17 protein-coding genes, 1 tRNA gene and 1 pseudogene are annotated in these 18822 nt (G+C 62.2%); 8 read left to right on the top strand and 11 right to left on the bottom strand.

Annotated elements, in window-relative coordinates; all coding sequences use genetic code 11:
• Nucleotides 1-507: a hypothetical protein gene (locus KEC16_RS00940; protein ID WP_211545782.1), complete on the top strand. Its 507-nt coding sequence runs from the start codon at nt 1-3 to the stop codon at nt 505-507.
• A 114-nt stretch (nt 508-621) separates the two neighbouring features.
• On the opposite strand, the gene KEC16_RS00935 is transcribed toward KEC16_RS00940, so the two are convergent.
• The 4 genes from KEC16_RS00935 to KEC16_RS00920 are packed head-to-tail and all read right to left on the bottom strand — an operon-like array spanning nt 622 to nt 2415.
• Nucleotides 622-1014, bottom strand: coding sequence for a DUF2155 domain-containing protein (locus tag KEC16_RS00935; RefSeq protein WP_249208613.1), 393 nt, complete (start codon nt 1012-1014; stop codon nt 622-624).
• Nucleotides 1011-1526, bottom strand: a complete 516-nt coding sequence (gene mlaD / locus KEC16_RS00930) for an outer membrane lipid asymmetry maintenance protein MlaD (RefSeq protein WP_211545781.1) — start codon at nt 1524-1526, stop codon at nt 1011-1013. The genes KEC16_RS00935 and mlaD (KEC16_RS00930) overlap by 4 nt, the downstream gene beginning before the upstream one ends.
• An 18-nt stretch (nt 1527-1544) precedes the next feature.
• Nucleotides 1545-2042, bottom strand: a complete 498-nt coding sequence (gene mlaD, locus KEC16_RS00925; protein ID WP_211546315.1) for an outer membrane lipid asymmetry maintenance protein MlaD — start codon at nt 2040-2042, stop codon at nt 1545-1547.
• 22 nt (nt 2043-2064) lie between these two features.
• The gene (locus KEC16_RS00920; RefSeq protein WP_211545780.1) at nt 2065-2415 is read right to left on the bottom strand and encodes an NADH:ubiquinone oxidoreductase subunit NDUFA12; all 351 of its coding nucleotides are present in this window, start codon (nt 2413-2415) and stop codon (nt 2065-2067) included.
• Between the two features lie 326 nt (nt 2416-2741).
• On the opposite strand from KEC16_RS00920, the gene KEC16_RS00915 reads away from it, so the two are divergent.
• Together KEC16_RS00915 and KEC16_RS00910 are read left to right on the top strand one after the other, a co-directional pair.
• Nucleotides 2742-6365 (top strand): vitamin B12-dependent ribonucleotide reductase, encoded by a 3624-nt coding sequence (locus KEC16_RS00915; RefSeq protein ID WP_211545779.1) that lies wholly within the window; start codon nt 2742-2744, stop codon nt 6363-6365.
• 155 nt (nt 6366-6520) lie between these two features.
• Nucleotides 6521-7330, top strand: coding sequence for a YkgJ family cysteine cluster protein (locus KEC16_RS00910; protein WP_211545778.1), 810 nt, complete (start codon nt 6521-6523; stop codon nt 7328-7330).
• 138 nt (nt 7331-7468) lie between these two features.
• Here the strand turns inward: KEC16_RS00910 and KEC16_RS00905 are convergent.
• Together KEC16_RS00905 and KEC16_RS00900 are read right to left on the bottom strand one after the other, a co-directional pair.
• Nucleotides 7469-7645: pseudogene (locus KEC16_RS00905) on the bottom strand (transposase); the annotation flags it as partial.
• Nucleotides 7646-8271: 626 nt separating this feature from the next.
• Nucleotides 8272-8348: transfer RNA gene (locus tag KEC16_RS00900), tRNA-Arg, on the bottom strand.
• A gap of 246 nt (nt 8349-8594) precedes the next feature.
• Between KEC16_RS00900 and KEC16_RS00895 the strand changes: the two genes are divergently transcribed.
• From KEC16_RS00895 to KEC16_RS00880, 4 genes are read left to right on the top strand one after another with little or no spacing between them, the layout of a single operon-like run.
• Nucleotides 8595-9587 carry an HlyD family secretion protein gene (locus KEC16_RS00895; protein ID WP_211545777.1) on the top strand — a complete coding sequence of 331 codons (993 nt, stop codon included), beginning with the start codon at nt 8595-8597 and terminating at the stop codon, nt 9585-9587.
• A complete protein-coding gene (locus KEC16_RS00890; RefSeq protein WP_211545776.1) occupies nt 9587-11239 on the top strand; it encodes an ATP-binding cassette domain-containing protein in 1653 nt (550 codons plus the stop codon). The genes KEC16_RS00895 and KEC16_RS00890 overlap by 1 nt, the downstream gene beginning before the upstream one ends.
• Nucleotides 11236-12351: an ABC transporter permease gene (locus KEC16_RS00885; protein ID WP_211545775.1), complete on the top strand. Its 1116-nt coding sequence runs from the start codon at nt 11236-11238 to the stop codon at nt 12349-12351. The genes KEC16_RS00890 and KEC16_RS00885 overlap by 4 nt, the downstream gene beginning before the upstream one ends.
• A 5-nt stretch (nt 12352-12356) precedes the next feature.
• Nucleotides 12357-13454, top strand: a complete 1098-nt coding sequence (locus tag KEC16_RS00880; protein ID WP_211545774.1) for an ABC transporter permease — start codon at nt 12357-12359, stop codon at nt 13452-13454.
• A 22-nt stretch (nt 13455-13476) separates the two neighbouring features.
• Here the strand turns inward: KEC16_RS00880 and KEC16_RS00875 are convergent, their stop codons facing one another.
• The 4 genes from KEC16_RS00875 to KEC16_RS00860 all read right to left on the bottom strand — a co-directional run bounded on the left by KEC16_RS00875 (nt 13477) and on the right by KEC16_RS00860 (nt 16640).
• Complete coding sequence (locus tag KEC16_RS00875; protein ID WP_211545773.1) at nt 13477-13857, bottom strand: NifB/NifX family molybdenum-iron cluster-binding protein; 381 nt, start codon at nt 13855-13857, stop codon at nt 13477-13479.
• Nucleotides 13854-14954 (bottom strand): molybdenum ABC transporter ATP-binding protein, encoded by a 1101-nt coding sequence (gene modC, locus KEC16_RS00870; protein ID WP_211545772.1) that lies wholly within the window; start codon nt 14952-14954, stop codon nt 13854-13856. Before modC ends, KEC16_RS00875 begins: the two co-directional genes overlap by 4 nt.
• Nucleotides 14955-14958: 4 nt before the next feature.
• Nucleotides 14959-15651: a molybdate ABC transporter permease subunit gene (gene modB, locus KEC16_RS00865; protein WP_211545771.1), complete on the bottom strand. Its 693-nt coding sequence runs from the start codon at nt 15649-15651 to the stop codon at nt 14959-14961.
• 95 nt (nt 15652-15746) lie between these two features.
• On the bottom strand, nt 15747-16640 hold the full coding sequence (locus KEC16_RS00860) for a DMT family transporter (RefSeq protein ID WP_211545770.1): 894 nt from the start codon (nt 16638-16640) through the stop codon (nt 15747-15749).
• 107 nt (nt 16641-16747) lie between these two features.
• Between KEC16_RS00860 and KEC16_RS00855 the strand changes: the two genes are divergently transcribed.
• Complete coding sequence (locus KEC16_RS00855) at nt 16748-17620, top strand: LysR substrate-binding domain-containing protein (RefSeq protein ID WP_211545769.1); 873 nt, start codon at nt 16748-16750, stop codon at nt 17618-17620.
• Between the two features lie 3 nt (nt 17621-17623).
• Here the strand turns inward: KEC16_RS00855 and KEC16_RS00850 are convergent, their stop codons facing one another.
• Nucleotides 17624-18757 (bottom strand): GGDEF domain-containing protein, encoded by a 1134-nt coding sequence (locus KEC16_RS00850; protein ID WP_211546314.1) that lies wholly within the window; start codon nt 18755-18757, stop codon nt 17624-17626.
• Nucleotides 18758-18822: the final 65 nt, after the last annotated feature.

Genomic DNA, 18822 nt, shown 5'->3' with positions numbered 1-18822 from the left:
ATGATGATCTCGGGTATCGACGACAACACCACATTGTCGGCAGGCGCCGGCTTGACCATGGCGGGCACGCAAGGGACCGCAGGCGGTGATTTCAATGCCGCCTTGAAAGCATCGCAAAAAGCCGATGCGCGGCAAAAGGCCCATGAAAGCGAAATGGATGCGATCAAGGAAAAGGGCTTTACCAATTGGGTGCGCGACACCCGCATTGAAAAACTGAAGGAAGAACTGCGCAAGAAGATCATGGCTCAAATGGGCCTGGACGACGAGGCCTTGTCCAAGATGGAACCGGTGGTGCAGCAGATTCTGGAACAAAAAATCCAAGAAGCGGTGGAAGAACAGCTTCAGCAGGCGCTGAAGGAAGAGGAACAGCAGCAACAACAGCAAGGCGCACCCGGTCAGTCGGTCGCCCAGCAAACCACCACGCAGGCCGGCAAAAATGACCGACGCGGCATTTCCTGCCCGGTTATTCCTGCCCTGGCGCAAGCCGGCGGTATTCCGATTTTCTGATCGGCGGCGAAAAGCCCCCCCTCCGGCGCAAGCGGGAGTCCAGGGGGCTTCGTTCCTTTTTCGCGATTAGGTCATGCCCGCCCCGTGCGGGCATGACGGCGGGATCGATTGGGATCAGCGTCCCTTGCGGCAGTCCAGCACCCAGATGTCGTAGACCGGATGCTCCATCGCCGACAGCGCCGGACTGGAAGCGAACATCCAGCCGCGAAACACCCCTTGCGCCGGCTGGCCCTGCTTGATGTCCCAGATATCAAGAAAGGCGGCGCTTTCCGGGCTTTCTTCGGGCCGCCGCTTTTTGCAGGCGCGCGCCACCACTTCCAAGGTGCCGAAACGCACCGGCTCCCCCACCGGGGCCTCGATGGTCACCACCCGGGCGGTGATCTTGTCCAAACCGCCCAGAACCGCCATGTCCAGCGACAATTCCGGCATCGGCGGCTGTTGCGCCCCGGCCGGCATGGCCAGCAGGAACAATCCTGTCCCGGCCAGCATGATCAGTCGGCGGATCATTGCGCCGGATGATCCACGGGGGCAACGGGGGCAACGGGGGCAACGGGCGCAGCCGACGGCGCAGCCGGGGGCGTCGTCGCCAGGAAGATCAACTCGCCGACCATTTCCTCGATCGAACGGTAATCCTTGGTCTTGGCCAACTCGCTGCCTTCGGCCAGCCGCTCATTGGCGCGGCCGGGCATCAACTTGATGAATTTTCCGCCCAGCAGACCATCGGCGCTGATGGTGGCAACCGTGTCGGTGGGCAGGCGAATCTCTGGCGAGATGGTCATCTTGACCACGGCATTATAGCTGATCGGGTCCAGCGACTGGCTGGCCACCGTGCCGACCTTGATGCCGTTGATGCGGACGTCGGCACCGGTGTCCAGGCCACCGATACCGGCGAACTGGGCGCTCAGCACATAGCCCTTCACTTGCCCAAGATCGGCGTGACGCCAAGCGAAAGCCAGGAAGAATCCGGCCACCGCCAGAACCACTCCCCCCATGATCGTTTCGATGAGATTGCGTCCCATGATGCTCTCCTGGCCGGGCTAGTTGTTGCTGACCGAGGGCAGCGCCTTGCTGCCATAGCCGCGCTTGCTTTTGCCCTGTTCGATGATCATTTCCAAGAGATCCTCGATGACCATGGAATCCTGAGTGTAAAGGATGCTGTCGCCGTCCTTCATCATCGTATCGTCACCACCCGGCCCCAAATCGATATATTTAGATCCCAGCAACCCATCCGTGCGGATCACGGCGGTGGAATCGGCGGGCAACGGCACCTGATCATTGATATGCAGATGGGTGATGGCGCGGAATTCCGGGTCCAGGGTTTCCGCCTGCACCGCGCCGATCTTGACGCCGGACAGCCGCACCGGGCTGCCGATGCTGATGCCGTCCAGCCGATTGAAGCGGGCCTTGACCACATAGCCGCCCGCGGCTTGTCCGGCCAAGTCTTCCTTGACATAGATCAGCGCCAGCATAACCGCCGCCACGGCGATGACGATGGCGCCGATTATGGTGTCGCGCGAACCGCCCTTGGTGACCATCACATTCCCTCTTGCGGCAGACTTAGGGCTGCCACGCCTCGTAATCGCCGGTGGCCCGCTCGCGCTGGCCGCCGCGCAGGTCGTGACCAGGGGGCAGATAGGCATTGGTCGTGCCCGAGCCATTGGCCTGATGCGGCTTTTGCCATTCGCGGCGGACCGAATCGGTCAACGGCGCATCAACGGTGTGATGCAGCCAAGCATGCCATTCCGGCGGCACCGCCGAAGCCTCGGTAACGCCATTAAACAGGACCCAGCGCTTGGCCCGGCGGCCCTTGGGGGTACCACGCTCGATATAATAGCGGTTGCCGGCCGTATCGGTGCCGACCAGTTTGCCTTTGAGCCAGGTGAACAGCAGAGTTCCAAAACCGGCCATGACGCCCTCGTTGTTCTTATGGGAGTGATCTTGCAGGGGCGGACTATGGCAAATGGCGCGGCTTGCGTCCAGCGCTTCGCAAGGACGGATCCAAATCCGATAAAATGCGAGAATTATTGTATCTATATGATGTGTGAAAATCACGCCCGACAGACAAAATGTGGTTGCGTCAACACCGCACTGCGCATAATCTGCGTCTCGGTTCGGGGCGAGCCACAACATGTTGTGAGCTACGCAAAGAGAGGTGATTCCCTAAGGAATCCCTTTGTTTCGCTGTCGCCGCCGGCGGTTGGTCCTTAGCCAAACAGACAAACAGAGGGGAACCCATGCGCGTTCAGCGTCACTTCACCAAGTCCGGCTCGTCCCGTTACGCGGGCATCGACTTCCGCAAGGCGACCAGCGAGATTCGCAATCCCGACGGTTCGGTGGTGTTCCAAGCCAAGGATATCGACGTGCCGACCAAATGGTCGCAGGTCGCCTGCGACGTTCTGGCGCAGAAATATTTCCGCAAGGCTGGTATCCCCGCCCGGTTGAAGCGTGTCGCCGAAAAGGGCGTGCCCGAGTGGCTGCAACGTCACGAACCCGATGCCGAGGCGCTCAAGGCGCTGCCGGCCGAACAGCGGGTCAGCGGCGAAACCAGCGCCGCCCAGGTCTTTGACCGCCTGGCCGGCACCTGGACCTATTGGGGCTGGAAGGGCGGCTATTTTTCGTCCGAAGACGACGCGCTGACCTTCCGCGACGAAATGGCCTTCATGTTGGCCAGCCAGATGGGCGCGCCCAACTCGCCGCAATGGTTCAACACCGGCCTGCATTGGGCTTATGGCATTGATGGCCCCAGCCAGGGTCACTATTACGTCGATTACAAGACCGGCAAGATGACCCGGTCCAAATCGTCCTATGAGCATCCGCAGCCGCATGCCTGCTTCATCCAGTCCATCGAAGACGATCTGGTCAACGAAGGCGGGATCATGGATTTGTGGGTGCGCGAAGCCCGCTTGTTCAAATATGGCTCGGGCACCGGCACCAATTTTTCCAAGCTGCGCGGCGAAGGCGAGCGCCTGTCCGGCGGCGGCAAATCGTCGGGGCTGATGAGTTTCTTGAAGATCGGTGACCGCGCCGCCGGCGCCATCAAGTCGGGCGGCACCACGCGGCGCGCCGCCAAGATGGTGGTGGTCGATGTCGATCACCCCGATATCGAAGCCTTCATCAACTGGAAAGTGGTCGAAGAGCAAAAGGTCGCCGCCCTGGTCGCCGGTTCGAAGCTGGCGCAAAAGCACCTGGGCGAAGTCATGGCCTCCATGCGCGAATGGGACGGCGACGCCGAATCCCAAGCCCGTTTCGATCCCAAGCTGAACAAGCGCTTGAAAAAAGCGATCATCGGCGCCCGCGGCGTGATGATCCCGGAAAACTATGTCCAGCGCATGATCCAGTTCGCCCGCCAGGGTTATTTCGACATCGAGTTCCCGGTGTTCAACACCGACTGGGATTCCGAAGCCTATCTGACCGTGTCGGGGCAGAATTCCAACAACACCGTGCGCGTCACCGACGACTTCCTCAACGCCGTCATCGACGACCGGGAATGGGTGCTCAAGCATCGCAATTCCGACAAGGTGAAGAAAGACCTCAAGGCCCGCGATTTGTGGGACCGCATCGGTGAAGCCGCCTGGGCTTGCGCCGATCCGGGCATCCAATTCGACACCACCATCAACGACTGGCACACCTGCCCGGAATCGGGCCGGATCAACGCCTCCAATCCGTGTTCGGAATACATGTTCCTGGACGATACCGCCTGCAATCTGGCGTCCTTGAACCTGCTGTGTTTCCGCCGCCAGGACGGCACCTTTGACGTTGACGGCTTCCGCCACGCCTGCCGGCTGTGGACCATGGTGTTGGAAATCTCGGTGCTGATGGCGCAGTTCCCGTCGGAAAAGATCGCCCAGCTCTCCTATGAATTCCGCACCTTGGGTCTGGGGTTCGCCAATATCGGCGGTTTGCTGATGGCCTCGGGCCTGCCTTATGACAGCCAGCAGGGCCGGGCGTTGACCGGCGCCATCACCGCGTTGATGACCGGCGAATCCTATGTCACCTCGGCCGAAATGGCCGGTGAACAGGGGGCCTTCCCCGGTTACGCCGCCAATTCCGCCCACATGCTGCGGGTCATGCGCAACCATCGCCGTGCCGCCTATGGCCTGACCTCGGGCTATGAAGGCCTCGACATCAGCCCGGTGCCGCTGGATGCCGATAATTGCCCCGACGCCGCCCTGGTCGCCTCGGCCCGGCTGGCCTGGGACAATGCCTTGACCCTGGGGGAAAAGAACGGCTATCGCAACGCCCAATCCACGGTCATCGCGCCGACCGGCACCATCGGTCTGGTGATGGATTGCGACACCACCGGCATCGAACCCGATTTCGCCTTGGTCAAGTTCAAGAAGCTGGCCGGCGGCGGTTATTTCAAGATCATCAACCGCATGGTTCCCGAAGCCCTGCGCAATCTGGGCTATTCGGAAAGCGACGTCGCCGAGATCATCCGCTATGCGGTCGGTCACGCCACCCTTCGCGACGCGCCGGGCATTGATCACGACAAGCTGCGGGCCAAGGGCTTCACCGACGAGGTGCTGGAAAAGATCGAGCAATCGCTGGAAGCCGCCTTCGACATCAAGTTCGTCTTCAACAAATACACCCTGGGCGAGGAATTCTGCACCGAGGTGCTGAAGATCAGCCGCTCCAAGCTGGATGACCTGTCCTTCGACCTGCTGGCCCATCTGGGCTTCGCCAAGGCCGAAATCGACGCCGCCAACACCTATTGCACCGGCGCCATGACCTTGGAAGGCGCGCCCTTCCTCAAGGACGCGCACCTGCCGGTGTTCGATTGCGCCAGTCCGTGCGGCAAGGTCGGCAAGCGTTTCCTGTCGGCGGAAAGCCACATCCATATGATGGCGGCGGCGCAGCCGTTCATCTCGGGGGCGATTTCCAAGACCATCAACATGCCCAATTCGGCCAGCGTTGATGATTGCAAGAACGCCTATATGCTGTCGTGGCGCCTGGGTCTGAAGGCCAATGCGCTGTATCGCGATGGCTCGAAACTAAGCCAGCCGTTGCAGGCGGCATTGCTGGACGATGCCGGCGCCTTGGAAGAAGAAATCGCCGCCGCCCCCATGGCGGCCCGAGCCGAAATCGTCGCCGAACGCATCGTCGAACGCATCGTCGCCGCACGCCGCGCCAAGCTGCCCGACCGTCGCAAGGGCTATACGCAAAAGGCCATGGTCGGCGGCCACAAGGTCTATCTGCGCACCGGCGAATACGAAGACGGCAAGGTCGGCGAGATCTTCATCGACATGCATAAGGAAGGCGCCGCTTTCCGCGCCATGATGAACAACTTCGCCATCGCCATTTCCATCGGCCTGCAATACGGCGTGCCGCTGGAAGAATTCGTCGAGGCCTTCACCTTCACCCGCTTTGAACCGCAAGGTCCGGTGCAGGGCAACGACACCATCAAGATGGCCACCTCGATCCTGGATTACATCTTCCGCGAACTGGCCATTTCCTATCTGTCGCGCAACGATCTGGCCCATGTGGAACCGGCCGATCTGGCCCCCGACACGGTGGGACGCGGCAATATCGAAGGTCAGTTGGAAAAGGCCGCGGCAGTGGTGGAACGCGTCACCTCCAAGGGCTATGTCCGTTCCAAATTCCTGGTGGTGGCCGGCGGCAACGCCGCCTCGCTGTCAGCGGACATCGCCGGATCGACCATGACCACCACCCAGGTGGCGTTGTCGGTGGACCCGGAAACCGCCATCCAGCAATTCGACGCCCGCGCCGAGGAAATCAAGAAGGCGCGCATGAAGGGCTATGAAGGCGACGCCTGCCCCGAATGCGGCAATTTCACCTTGGTGCGCAACGGCACCTGCCTCAAGTGCGACACCTGCGGCGGCACCACCGGTTGCTCGTGACGCCGAACCAAATTGTTATGTATGACTGGCAGGATAGTTCCGCCAAAACGAGCCATAGCGTGACCTGAAACGAAGCATCAGCCCGCCGCACCTATCCGTGCGGCGGGCTGAGCCGCTTAAGAAACCAGATTTTGTGCCATTCCTGAAGAGAGCCCTTGCCCGCCTATCTCCCCTCTGTCGACAAGCAGAAGAATGGCCATGGCTCAAATGAGAAGGACGACATGGGAACGGAAGCGCCCTATGACCTGCTGGCCAATGACGCCGTCCAGTCACTGATGGGGGAAGCCCGGCGCCGATTGGCTGGGATATCGCGGGCAGATGGTTCTTACCGCGCCTTGGTCCAGGTCGCCCGCATTCATCAGGACATCGGCAACGCCATCTCAGACCTGGCCTACGAGGCCGTCTCCCAGAAGGTCGAAATCGCCTGCGTGCGTGGCTGCCACGCCTGCTGCCTGATCCCATCGGAAGCGCGTGGCGTCACCTCGGGGAGCTTCTCGATGAGCATGCTCGACGCCATCACCATCATTGAGCATTACGAAGAGATCAAGAGGGCGGACGCAGGGCTCCCTGACCGCGCACGATGGGCCGCCTCAGAGGCTCGGCGGACAAAGGATCTTGTCCAATGCCCGCACCTTGGCGTGGGGGGTGAATGCCGCATCTATGCGCTCCGGCCAGTCGCCTGCAAGATTTGGTTTTCCGCCGACCTAACCCGATGCGTTCAGAACCGGCAGCAGGGATACCACAACGGCATCAACGGCTGGACGGACACTTCGAACCAACTGCGAAAGGCTTTCGAAGAGCCTTTCGCAGAGGTCTACGGCGAGGTCATGCAGGGCATAAATTTCGACGGATATGATTTCCTACTCGGCTTCGAGGAAATCGCGAAACTCGACGGCCTCGGACTGTTCGACCTCTTTCGGTCAAAAGTGAATGCTGGAGAACTAAGCACCTGGGAACCGGTTTAACAGGGTGCGGAAAAAGGCGTGTTCGCGCCCCCTTTCCCCGTCGGTCCGAAGCTTTCAGCGGCGTCGGCGAGGGTTACGGTCCGCGAGAGCGGCCGATTTTCGCGGGTTCCGCCGGTTCGAGGCGGAGTCCGGGCGTCATCAGGCCACCGTCATCAGTTTTGGCAGCCTGACGAGATTGTATGCAGCGACGGTCAGGGTGAATATCCAGTCCACACGATCGGTGCCTTTGTGGCGCGTCTTGCGCAGGCCGCCGGTGGTCTTGGCCCAGCCGAAGACCTCTTCGATGCGCTTGCGGATGCGCAGGCTGACGGCATATCTCGTGCATCGCGGACACTGGGGCGGCGAACGTCGGAAACGGGATTTTCAATCATCCCATGGCTTTTACGGACGGTTTCAATGACCGCATGCAAAAGACCAAGTTCGCGCTTAACCGTGCTGGCGGCGACCTCGTTTAACCGCCGATCCCGATATTCCTCGAACAACCTGGTTGTCAGCGTTGCAAGTGCGTGCGCTGCAAGTCTGACCTCGTCCCGCAGGAATTTTTGAAGTCGCAGGATTTCATCTCGTCCCCCTTTGTGAGTGGGGGCGGTGTTGGTGATGTATGCCTCAACAGCATCGCGAAAAGTGGTGCGTTCAGCCTTGGAACGATCAACGAAGACCGCCCGAACCATCTCCGATTCCTTGATGGTCGCCCAGGCCTGAGCGTCGTTCTTCCGTTCGAAGGTTTTGACCATGGCAGGATATCCGCGCTTGCGAATTTTCACCTGCCAACCGATCAACTGGCCTTCGCGATTATACCGTTCCGAGATCGTAGCCATTGAGCGCCTCACGCGACACTTTTTCGCCCTGAGTGTCGCGCAATTGTCGCGCAAAATCATCAGGTCAGTTTATGGCCTACAGCGGGACAGCCGCTAACACATTGAATTTGCTTTGGAAAAATTTGGCGCACCCGACAAGATTCGAACTTGTGGCCTCTGCCTTCGGAGGGCAGCGCTCTATCCAGCTGAGCTACGGGTGCAGGCTGTATGCCCGCGAAGCGCGGGAGGACGGAACATACTGGATTTCTGCGGGGTTAGGCAAGCCCCTTTCTCACACGAGCAGCGGCTTTGTGAGTCAGTGCACCAGCATGCTGTAGCCGACTATTTTCCGCCCACCTCCGCCCCGCGTATTTACCGCAACAAACCCATGAGCAAATAGACGGTGTGTGTTTTCGCTTTCGCCGTACACTGTCCCGACTGGTCACTCGACCATCACGGAGCGCGTCATGTCTCGAAAGCCTTTGATCGCCCTGGCCATTGCCGCCCTATTGGCGGCGGCGGCCGTTGGCGGGTGGATCGTCTCCCGCCCCGGCCCCGCCGATACCGGGCTGATCTTGTCCGGCAACGTCGATGTGCGGCAGGTGGACCTGTCGTTTCGGGTCGAAGGCCGATTGGCCAAGCTGTTGGTGGAAGAAGGCGACACGGTCGCCGCCGGCCAAGTGGTGGCCGAACTTGATGACGGCTATCTGAAGGACGCGGTCCGGGTGACCGAAGCCCGCGTGGCGGCGCAAGAAGCGCAATTGGCCAAGCTGGAAGCCGGCAACCGGCCGCAGGAAATCGCCCAGGCCAAGGCCGAGCTGGAAAAAGCCGAAGCGGCGCTGAACAACGCCCGCGTCACCTATGATCGCCGGGCCGGGGTGGAACTGGGCGCCACCGTCTCGCGCCAGGCGCTCGACGACGCCCGCAACCTCTTGCGCCAGGCCGAGGCCCAGGCGGCCCGCGCCCGTCAAGCCCTGGATCTGCAACGCCAAGGCTTCCGCGAAGAAGATATCACCATCGGCCGCGCCCAGTTGGATGGCGAAAAAGCCACCATGGACCTGATGCGCCGCCGTCTGGCCGACGCGGTGCTGACCAGCCCGGCCGACGGCATCGTCATGACCCGCGTGCGTGAGCCCGGCGCCATGACCCTGCCCGGCGCCACCATCGCCACCCTGGCCCTGATGAATCCCATGCAGGTGCGCAGTTGGGTGGCTGAGCCCGATCTCGGCCGGGCCGTGCCGGGCACCGCCGCCGAGATCGTCACCGACGGCGGCAAGACCTATCACGGTCAGGTCGGCTTTGTCTCGCCGGTAGCCGAATTCACCCCGAAAGCGGTGGAAACCCGCGCATTGCGGACCTCGCTGGTCTATCGCCTGCGCATCGTCGTCGATGACGCCGATGACGGCCTGCGCCAAGGCATGCCGGTGACGGTGCGATTGCTGTCGTCGGCGCCGAAATAATGACGACCGCCATCACCCTGTCCGGGGTGGGCAAGCGCTTCGGCCCCACCATTGCCGTCGACAATATCAGCGCCGCCCTATCGGCCGGCCGCGTCACCGGATTGGTCGGGGCTGACGGCGCGGGCAAGACCACGCTGATGCGGTTGATGGCGGGATTGCTCAATCCCGACGATGGCAGCATCAGCGTCAATGGCGATATCGGCTATATGCCGCAACGCTTTGGCCTGTACGAGGACCTGACGGTTTCGGAGAACCTGCGCCTTTACGCCGAATTACGCTCGTTGGCGCCGGCGGAGCAGCCGGCCATCTTCGCCCGCTTGCTGGATTTTTCCGGCCTGGATGGTTTTCAGACTCGGCTGGCCGGCAAATTGTCAGGCGGCATGAAACAGAAATTGGGGCTGGCCTGCGCCTTGGTCGCCACCCCCAGCCTGTTGTTGCTGGACGAACCCAGCGTCGGCGTCGATCCGGTGTCGCGCCGGCAATTATGGCGCATGGTGCATGAACTGGCCGAGCAAGGCGTCGGCGTGGTGTGGAGCACCGCCTATCTGGACGAAGCCGAACGCTGCCACGAGGTCTTGCTGCTGGATCAAGGCCGGCTGCTGCATGTCGGCCCACCGGCCGAGCTGACCAAGCGGGTCGAGGGACGCTGCTTCGTCATCAAGGGCGGCGCCGACCGCCGCAAGGTGCAACTGGAAACCAGCGCCCGCCCCGATGTCCGTGACAGCCTGATCCAAGGCGCCAGCGTCCGGCTGGTGATGGAGGAAGGCGCGCCGCCGCCAAAGGTCGAAGGGCACGAGGTTTCCGCCGTCCCGCCCCGGTTCGAGGATGCCTTCATCACCTTGCTGGAACGCAAGGCCGCCATCCCCACCCTGCCGCCGCGCCATCGCCCCGCCGTCCCCACCGACGGCATCGCCGTGCGCGCCACCGATCTGGTGCGCCGCTTCGACGATTTCGTCGCCGTCGATCAGGTCAGCTTCGCCGTCAAGGCCGGTGAGATCTTCGGCCTTTTGGGGCCCAACGGCGCCGGCAAATCCACCACCTTCCGCATGCTGTGCGGCCTGCTGCCGGTCAGTTCCGGCATCGCCGAGGTCGGCGGTCGCGATCTTGCCCATGCCGCCGCCCAAGGCCGGCAGAATCTGGGCTATATGTCGCAAAAATTCTCGCTTTACCCCGATCTGTCGGTCCAGCAGAACCTGAATTTCTTTTCCGGCATCTATGGGCTGGCCGGCAAGACCCAGCGCCAGACCATCGCCACCATGCGCGACGTCTTCGCCCTCGACCCGTATGGCGGCACCAATGCCGGTGCCTTGCCGCTGGGTTTCAAGCAACGTCTGGCCCTGGCCTGCGCCATCATGCACGGCCCCGACACCTTGTTCCTGGACGAGCCGACCTCGGGCGTCGATCCGTTGGTGCGACGCGAATTTTGGACCCACATCAACGCCATGGCGGCCGAGGGCGTCTCTGTCTTGGTCACCACCCATTTCCTTGACGAAGCCGAATATTGCGACCGCCTGGGCATCATCTTCGCCGGCAAGCTGATCGCGCTGGGCACGCCTGACGAAATCAAGGCCCAAGCCCGCAGCGACGCCATCCCCGATCCGACGCTGGAAGACGCCTTTGTCGCCCTGGTCGAAAAGGCGCAAACATCATGAACCGGCGCCGCCTGCTCGCCTTGATGGTCAAGGAAGTGCTGCAAATCCGCCGCGATCTGTCCAGCCTGTACATCGCCTTTGTCTTGCCGTTGGTGTTGTTGTTGCTGATCGGCTATGGCGTATCGCTGGACGCCAAGGACATCCGGCTGGCGGTGGTGCTGGAACAGCCCACCCCCAAGGCGACCTCGCTGGTTGCGGCCTTTCGCAATTCGACGTTCTTCACCGTCACCGAATTACGCCAACGCCAACTGGCCGAGGCCGGCATGGTCGCCGGGCGCTATCGCGGCGTCGTGCTGCTTGGCAACGATTTCGACGCCTTGGTCGGACGCGGCCAACAGGCCGCCATCCAGGTGCTGCTGGACGGCACCGACGCCAATACGGCACGGCTGACCAAGGGCTATGTGGAAGGGGTATGGACGAAATGGCTGGGGCACGAAGCCCGCGCCGCCGGTCAATCCCTGACCCTGCCGATCAGTGCCGAAACCCGCGTCTGGTTCAATCCGGCGCTGGAATCGCGACATTTCCTCATCCCCGGCCTGATCGCCATCATCATGACCCTGACCGGCACCATCCTGACCGCCTTGGTGGTGGCGCGTGAATGGGAACGCGGCACCATGGAGGCGCTGATCGCCACCCCGGTGGGCCGCCTTGAATTGCTGGTCGGCAAGCTGGCCCCTTATTTCGTTCTCGGCATGGGCGGCATGGCCTTGTCGGTGCTGGTCGGTCTGGTCGTCTATGATGTGCCGTTGCGGGGATCGGTGTGGGTGCTGGCCCTGAGCTCGTCCCTGTACATGGTCGCCGCCCTGTCCATGGGATTGCTGATCTCCACCATCGCCCGCAATCAATTCGTCGCCGGCCAAGTGGCCATCGTCGCCGCCTTCATGCCTGCTTTCATGTTGTCGGGGTTCGTCTTCGAGCCGTCCAGCATGCCGCTATGGGTGGACCTGCTGTCACGGGTGGTGGCGGCACGCTATTTCGTCACCATTTTGCAAACCCTGTTCCTGGCCGGCGATGTCTGGAGCGTCGTCTGGCCCAATTGTCTGGCCCTGACGGCCATCGCCGCCTTCTTCCTGGCCCTGACCTGGAAGCGCACCCGCAAAAGCCTGGAGTAACCCTCATGTTCGGACGCATCCGGGCCTTGATCATCAAGGAATTGCTGGCGGTGTGGCGCGACGGCAAAAGCCGCTTCGTCCTGATCGTGCCGCCATTGCTGCAATTGGCGATCTTTTCCTATGCGTGTACTTATGACGTCAAAATCGCCTCGCTGGCGGTGCTGAACCAAGATGGCGGATTGGCCTCACACGAATTGGTGGCGGCCATCGCCGGGGCGCCGGCCTTTTCCGACATCGTGGCGGTGAACAGCGAAAACGACATGGCCGCCGCCATCGATTCGCGCCGGGTGATGGTCGCCTTACGCATCCCCCAGGATTTTTCCCGCCGGGTGGAAAACGGCGGCGGCGCCAGCATCCAGATCATTTTGGACGGCCGCCGCTCGAACAGCGCCCAAATCGTTTCCGGTTATCTGCAAAACATCATCACCAGCCATAATCATGATCTGGCCCCGACAACCCAGGTGCCGGTGCTGGTGGAACGGTCGTGGTTCAACCCCAATCTGGAAAGCCTGTGGGTGGTGGTGCCCGGATTGGTCGGCGTGCTGACCCAGGTGGTCGCCCTGGTGGTCACCGCGCTGTCCGTGGCGCGCGAGCGCGAGCTGGGCACCTTCGAGCAATTGCTGGTGACGCCGCTGCGCCCGTGGGAAATCCTGATCGGCAAGACCACTCCGGCGCTTTTGATCGGCGTGGCCGAAAGCACCATCATCATCGTTGCCGCACAAGTGTGGTTTAAGGTGCCGATGACCGCCTCGGCCCTGCTGGTCTATGCCGCGGTGGTGGCCTTCTTGCTGTCGGTGATCGGCGTCGGCCTGTTCATCTCGGCCCTGTCGTCAACCCAGCAGCAGGCCATCTTGGGGGCGTTCTTTTACATGGTGCCGACCATCATTTTGTCCGGCTTCGCCACCCCGGTGGAAAATATGCCCGACTGGATGCAAACCTTGACCCTGGCCAATCCGGTCCGCCATTTCCTTGATTTGGCCTGGGGCCTGTTCCTTAAGGGCATCAGCCCGGCCCAGGCCTGGGACAGTATTTGGCCCATGCTGGTGATCGCCGCCATTACCCTGACCGGTTCGGCCTGGGCCTTCCGCCGCCGGCTTTACTGAACCCGGTCGGCGGATAACGTCATCATGCGCCGCGACGGTCGCGTTGCTGTTCCCGTCGCAGCCAGCCGCGCGGATTGCGGCGCAGGCCATCACGCAAGGCATCCAAGGCGTTGACGATGGGTTGGCCGGCATAGGCGCGCATGGGCACGACGCGGGCGCGGGCCAATCCGGCCTCGCCTTCCGGCCCGACATCGGCGATGAAAACCAACGAACACCCCCGCAAGGCCCGCAGGCGCGCCGACAGTTTGTCGTGGTCGCCATCCTCGGCTAAGCCATGGCGGAACGCGCGGGTTCCCAGATAGCGATAGCCCTCGGCCGAGACATCGAACAAAAGCAGATGCCGCGCCCAGCCCAGGTGCGCATCCACATGGGTTAAATCCTGGGTGGCGACAGCAACTTTCATGCAGCGTCTCCTTTCTCCGCCACATCGCCGCGTGCGATGGTCAGGGCCTTGATCATGGCGTGCACCTCCATCCCCGGCTGCAAGGCCAGGTCGGCCTGGGCACAGCCGGAAATCTGCGCCCACAGGTCGGTGCCGCCGCAATCGAGAACCACGTCGACCATATGTCCCTCGGCCGCCGACACCGAGCGCACGCGAGCCGGCAAGATGTTGCGCACCGACACTCGGCCGGGACGATCCAGGGCGATGGCGATGTCGCTGGCATGAATGCGCAGGCGAACCGACGCCCCTGGCGGCAGATGGTTGCGGGCCATGGCCAATGTCCCGCCGGCAAAGCTGAGCCGGGTCATCCCGGTTTCCGTGTCGTGGCCCTGGACCACGGCGCGGATAACCGAGCCGGCCTCCCAGCGTCCGGTCAATGCCCGCAATTCAAGCCGCGACAACACCTCTTCGGTCGGCCCCGCCGCCGCCGCCCGCCCCTGATCCATCAGCACCAGGGTGTCGGCCAGACTCAGGACCTCGTCCATGGAATGACTGACGTACAAGATCGGAATGGCGAAGCGCTTGGACAGGGCGCCGATAAAAGGCAGAACCTCGGCCTTACGATTGGAATCCAACGCCGCCAACGGCTCGTCCATCAACAAAATGCGCGGGCTGGCCAGCAAGGCGCGGCCGATGGCGACCCGTTGCTTTTCCCCCCCCGACAGCAAGGCCGGACGGCGGTCAAGCAAATGGCCGATCCCCAACACCTCAATGACGGCGTCGAAATCCACCCGCCGTTCACTTGCCGACAGCCGGTTCAGGCCGAAATTCAGGTTCGAACGTACCGACAGATGCGGAAACAGCCGGCCGTCTTGGAAGACATAGCCCAACCGGCGATGTTCTGGGGCGACGTCGATGCCGATGGTCGAATCGAACAACACCTTGTCATCGACGACGATGCGGCCGCAATCGGGACGCGACAACCCGGCAACCATGTTGATGACCGAGGTCTTGCCCGATCCCGATGGTCCGAACAGGGCGGTTACCCCGGTCCCCGTATTCAATTCCACCTGAACCTGAAAAGTCCCCTGGCGACGCGTGACGGCAAGCTCGAGCATGGCCCTACCCCTTCAACCGGGCCTGGACCCGGCGCGACAATATTTCCGCCGCCAGCAGGGCGGCAAAGGCCACCACCACCGAAATGATGCACAGCCGCAACGCCGCCTCGTCGCCACCGGGAACCTGGGTCAGGGCGTAAAGAGCGATGGGCAGGGTGCGGGTTTCGCCGGGAATGTTGGAGACGAAGGTGATGGTGGCGCCGAATTCCGACAGCGAACGGGCAAAGGCCAGGATTACCCCGGTCAGGATGCCAGGCATGACCAGCGGCAGGGTGACCGAAAAGAAGGTGGCCACCGGACCGCACCCCAAAGTGCGGGCCGCCTGTTCCAGACCACGGTCAACCCCTTCCAGCGACAGCCGGATGGCCCGGACCATCAGCGGAAAGGCGATCACCGCCGAAGCGATGGCCGCCCCCTTCCAGGTAAAAGCGATGGTGATGCCGAACCAATCGTACAAAGCGCCACCGACCACGCCGCGCCGGCCCAGCAACACCAGCAGGAAATAGCCGACCACCACCGGCGGCAGCACCAACGGCAAGTGGATAAGACCATCAACCAGCGCCTTGCCGGGAAATTCCCGCCGCGCCAGCAACCAGGCACAGGCGATGCCCACCGGCAGCGAACCAACCACCGCCCAGCCCGAGACCAACAGGGATAAATACAGGGCTTCTTGTTCAAGCGACGTCAGGGTGAACATCGGATAAAACGCTCCGGACAGCACCGTTATATAGGTCAGCTATACACCCATAATCCCCCGCCTGACAAACCCATATCGATGACCGCCTTCCCGTCTTATCGCCGCTCCGGCGCGCGGGTCACCAGCCAAATTCCCGCCGCCACCGGGACGATGCCGGCGAAATCGGCCCACATCACCGTCTCGTCCATGATCAGCCAGCCGAACAGCACCCCCAAGGGTGGGATCAGGAAATGCCAGGCGCTGGCGGCAGTGGCGGTGCTGACCCGCAACAGGTGGAACCAGATGGCATAGGCGATGACCGAAGCCAAGATCACCTGATAAGCCAGCGAGAACCAAAATTCGGGCACGGCCTGCACCGCGCCCAGACCGCCTTCCAGCGCCCAGGCGGGAAAGGCCAGGAACAAGGCGGCGGCGCTCAGTTGCACGGTCAGGCCGCCAAAGCCGCCGCCACTGTTCAGGCCAATGCGCTTGAACAAGATGGCGCCAGCCGATAACGCCACCAGCGCCCCCAACGGCCACAGCATGTCCACGGCGGAATCAGTGCCGGCAACGATGCGGTGGCGCAAGATGAAGACAACGCCGACCACCCCCAAGGCCAGCCCGGCCAGCTTGCGCCCGTTCAATCGCTCGCTCAGCGCCATGGCCGCCAGAAAGGCCGTCAGCACCGGGTTGGCGCTGACGATGATGGCGGTCAGCCCGGCCGGAACATGGCGCATCCCCAGATAGGACAGGCCCAGATAGATGGCGTGATTGGCGATACCGATCAGCGCCAAGGCCAGCAGCGCCCGTCCCCGCGGCAATCTTTCGCCCAAGGCCAAAGCCAATCCCAAGGTCACCACCGCCGCCAGGGCAAAGCGGATGGACAACAATGTCAGCGGCGGACAATGGGCCAAACCCAAACGGGCAACAGCAAACACCGACGACCAGATCAGGCAAAACAGCGTGATCAGCCAGGGCAATGGATTGGTCGGGCGCAGGGCGGCAAGCATGACGGTTCCCCTTTCGGTATGTGCTTACAAGCAGCTTAACCGCCGGCGATGACATTTAGAAATTAGATGATAGAATGATATCAATCCGTTTTGTGAATGATAGTTTCATGCAGACTCACAGCCTTGACCTGGAATTACTGCGCACTTTCATCGGCATTGTCGATAGCGGTGGCTTCACCCGCGCCGGTGAACGGTTGCACCGGACCCAATCAACCATCAGCCAACAGATCAAGCGGCTGGAAGATCAGATCGGCCAGCCGCTCCTCTGCCGGCGGGGCCGCCGCATCCAGGTGACCGAGGCGGGAGAAGTGTTGCTGGGCTATGCCCGCCGCATGCTGGCGTTGGATGATGAAGCCCGCGCCATGTTGGTGCGGCGCGAAACCGGTGAAATCATTCGCTTGGGAATCTCCGAAGACTTTGCCGGCCGTCACCTGCCCAAGGTGCTGGCCGCCTTTTCACGGGCCAATCCGCAGGTTCGGCTGGATATCCGCGCCGATTTGTCGGTCAAGTTGCGCGACGATTTCGACCAGGGCGAACTGGATGTCGCCTTGTTCAAGGGCGATCGCCCCATGGCCGGCGCGGATGGGGTGTGGCCGGAAAATGTGTCCTGGGTCGGTTCAGCCGCGGAAGCCTTGCCGCGACTGGAACCGCTGCCCTTGGCGCTTTTCCCCCACGGCTGCCTGTTCCGTCGCCAGGTTATCGAACGGCTCGACCGACTGGAACGCAATTGGCGCATCGCCTATGTCAGCCCCAGTCTCGCCAGCATTCAAGCGGCGGTGGCCTGCGGCATGGCGCTGGCGCCGCTGGGTCAAACCGCCCTGACGGCGGACCTCGCCGTGCTCGACGCCAAGGCCTTGAGCCTGCCGCTGTTGTCGCCGGTCTGGTTTTCGCTGGTGGTCCGGCCGGGAAGCCCCAGCCGCCACGCCCTGGCCGCCGACATCGCCCAGGTGGTCGGCGCTCTCAATCAGGCGGCGGCTTGAATCTCAGGCGCTCAGACGGCTTTCCGCCAACACTTTGTTGTCGATGCCGATAACCTTGTCCTTGCCGCTTTGCTTGGCCATGTACATGCGCTGATCGGCCTTTTCCACCAGTTCCGACCATTGCACGGCCTGATCGGCCAGACGTTCGGCAACGCCAATGGAGGCGGTCACCGGCTTGCCGTCGGGGCGCAGCCCCAACCCGGCCTCGCGCAGGCGGGCCAAGGCGATGCCGGCCCCCTCTTCATCGGTGTTGGGCATCAGCGCCAAAAATTCCTCGCCGCCCCAGCGCACCAAAACGTCACCGCGCCGCAACACCTTGCGCAGGGCCGCCGATGCGTTGCGCAGGGTGTTGTCACCTTCTTCGTGGCCATAGCGGTCGTTGATGGATTTGAAATTATCCAGATCGACAAAGGCCAGCGACAGCGGCCCGGACGAACGCAATGCCGACAGGAATTGCTGGGCGACGATTTCCTCGCCCACCCGACGATTATAAGCCCGCGTCAGGCCATCATGGGATGATTGATCGACCAATTGGCTCATGAAATGCAATTGGCTCATGCCGGCCAAGGTCGAAACCACCGCCAGCAGCAGCAGCAGCCATTGCGCCCCCAAATGCGAGGCGAAGGGCAGCAATTGATACCCCAAAATGCCGGTCAGCAGATAAGCCAGCAGCAACGGCGCCGACAATAACGCCCCTTCCAGGGCGGTAATGGGGAACACCGACAACCCGGCAACCATGACGAAAGGCAAGAAAGCATAGCCGGCGGCGATCACCTGCTGGGCCGGATCGGTGATGGCGAATTGCGCCAACAGCGGATGGCTGATCAGGAAGAACACCGTCGGAATCGACAGCAGCCAGACCAAGCCCCAGCGGGCAACGCTGATGGAATCGGCGCCGCGATAGGACAGGCCCAACAGCACAAAGGCAATGGACGCCAGCACCCGAAGCGCCGCCAGATACATGCCCAGCGCCGTGTCGAAGATGTACAGATCGACCGGAATCCACAGCGGCGTCAAAATGGCGAAGGTAAACGCCACCAGACGAACGCGGGACAAGATCAGCAGCGCACGTCGCCGTTGCACGAAAGCCGATTGCCGAGTTGGAATTAGAATGTCTACGATCTCGACCAAAGACATGCCGGTAAATACCACCGACAAGAACTTGGCGATCACCTGCTTAATTAAGGTCACCTTACGGTTTC

This window comes from Magnetospirillum sulfuroxidans (assembly GCF_018224925.1).
Classification (GTDB): Bacteria; Pseudomonadota; Alphaproteobacteria; order Rhodospirillales; family Magnetospirillaceae; genus Magnetospirillum; species Magnetospirillum sulfuroxidans.
This window is presented reverse-complemented; position numbering and strand designations above follow the sequence as displayed.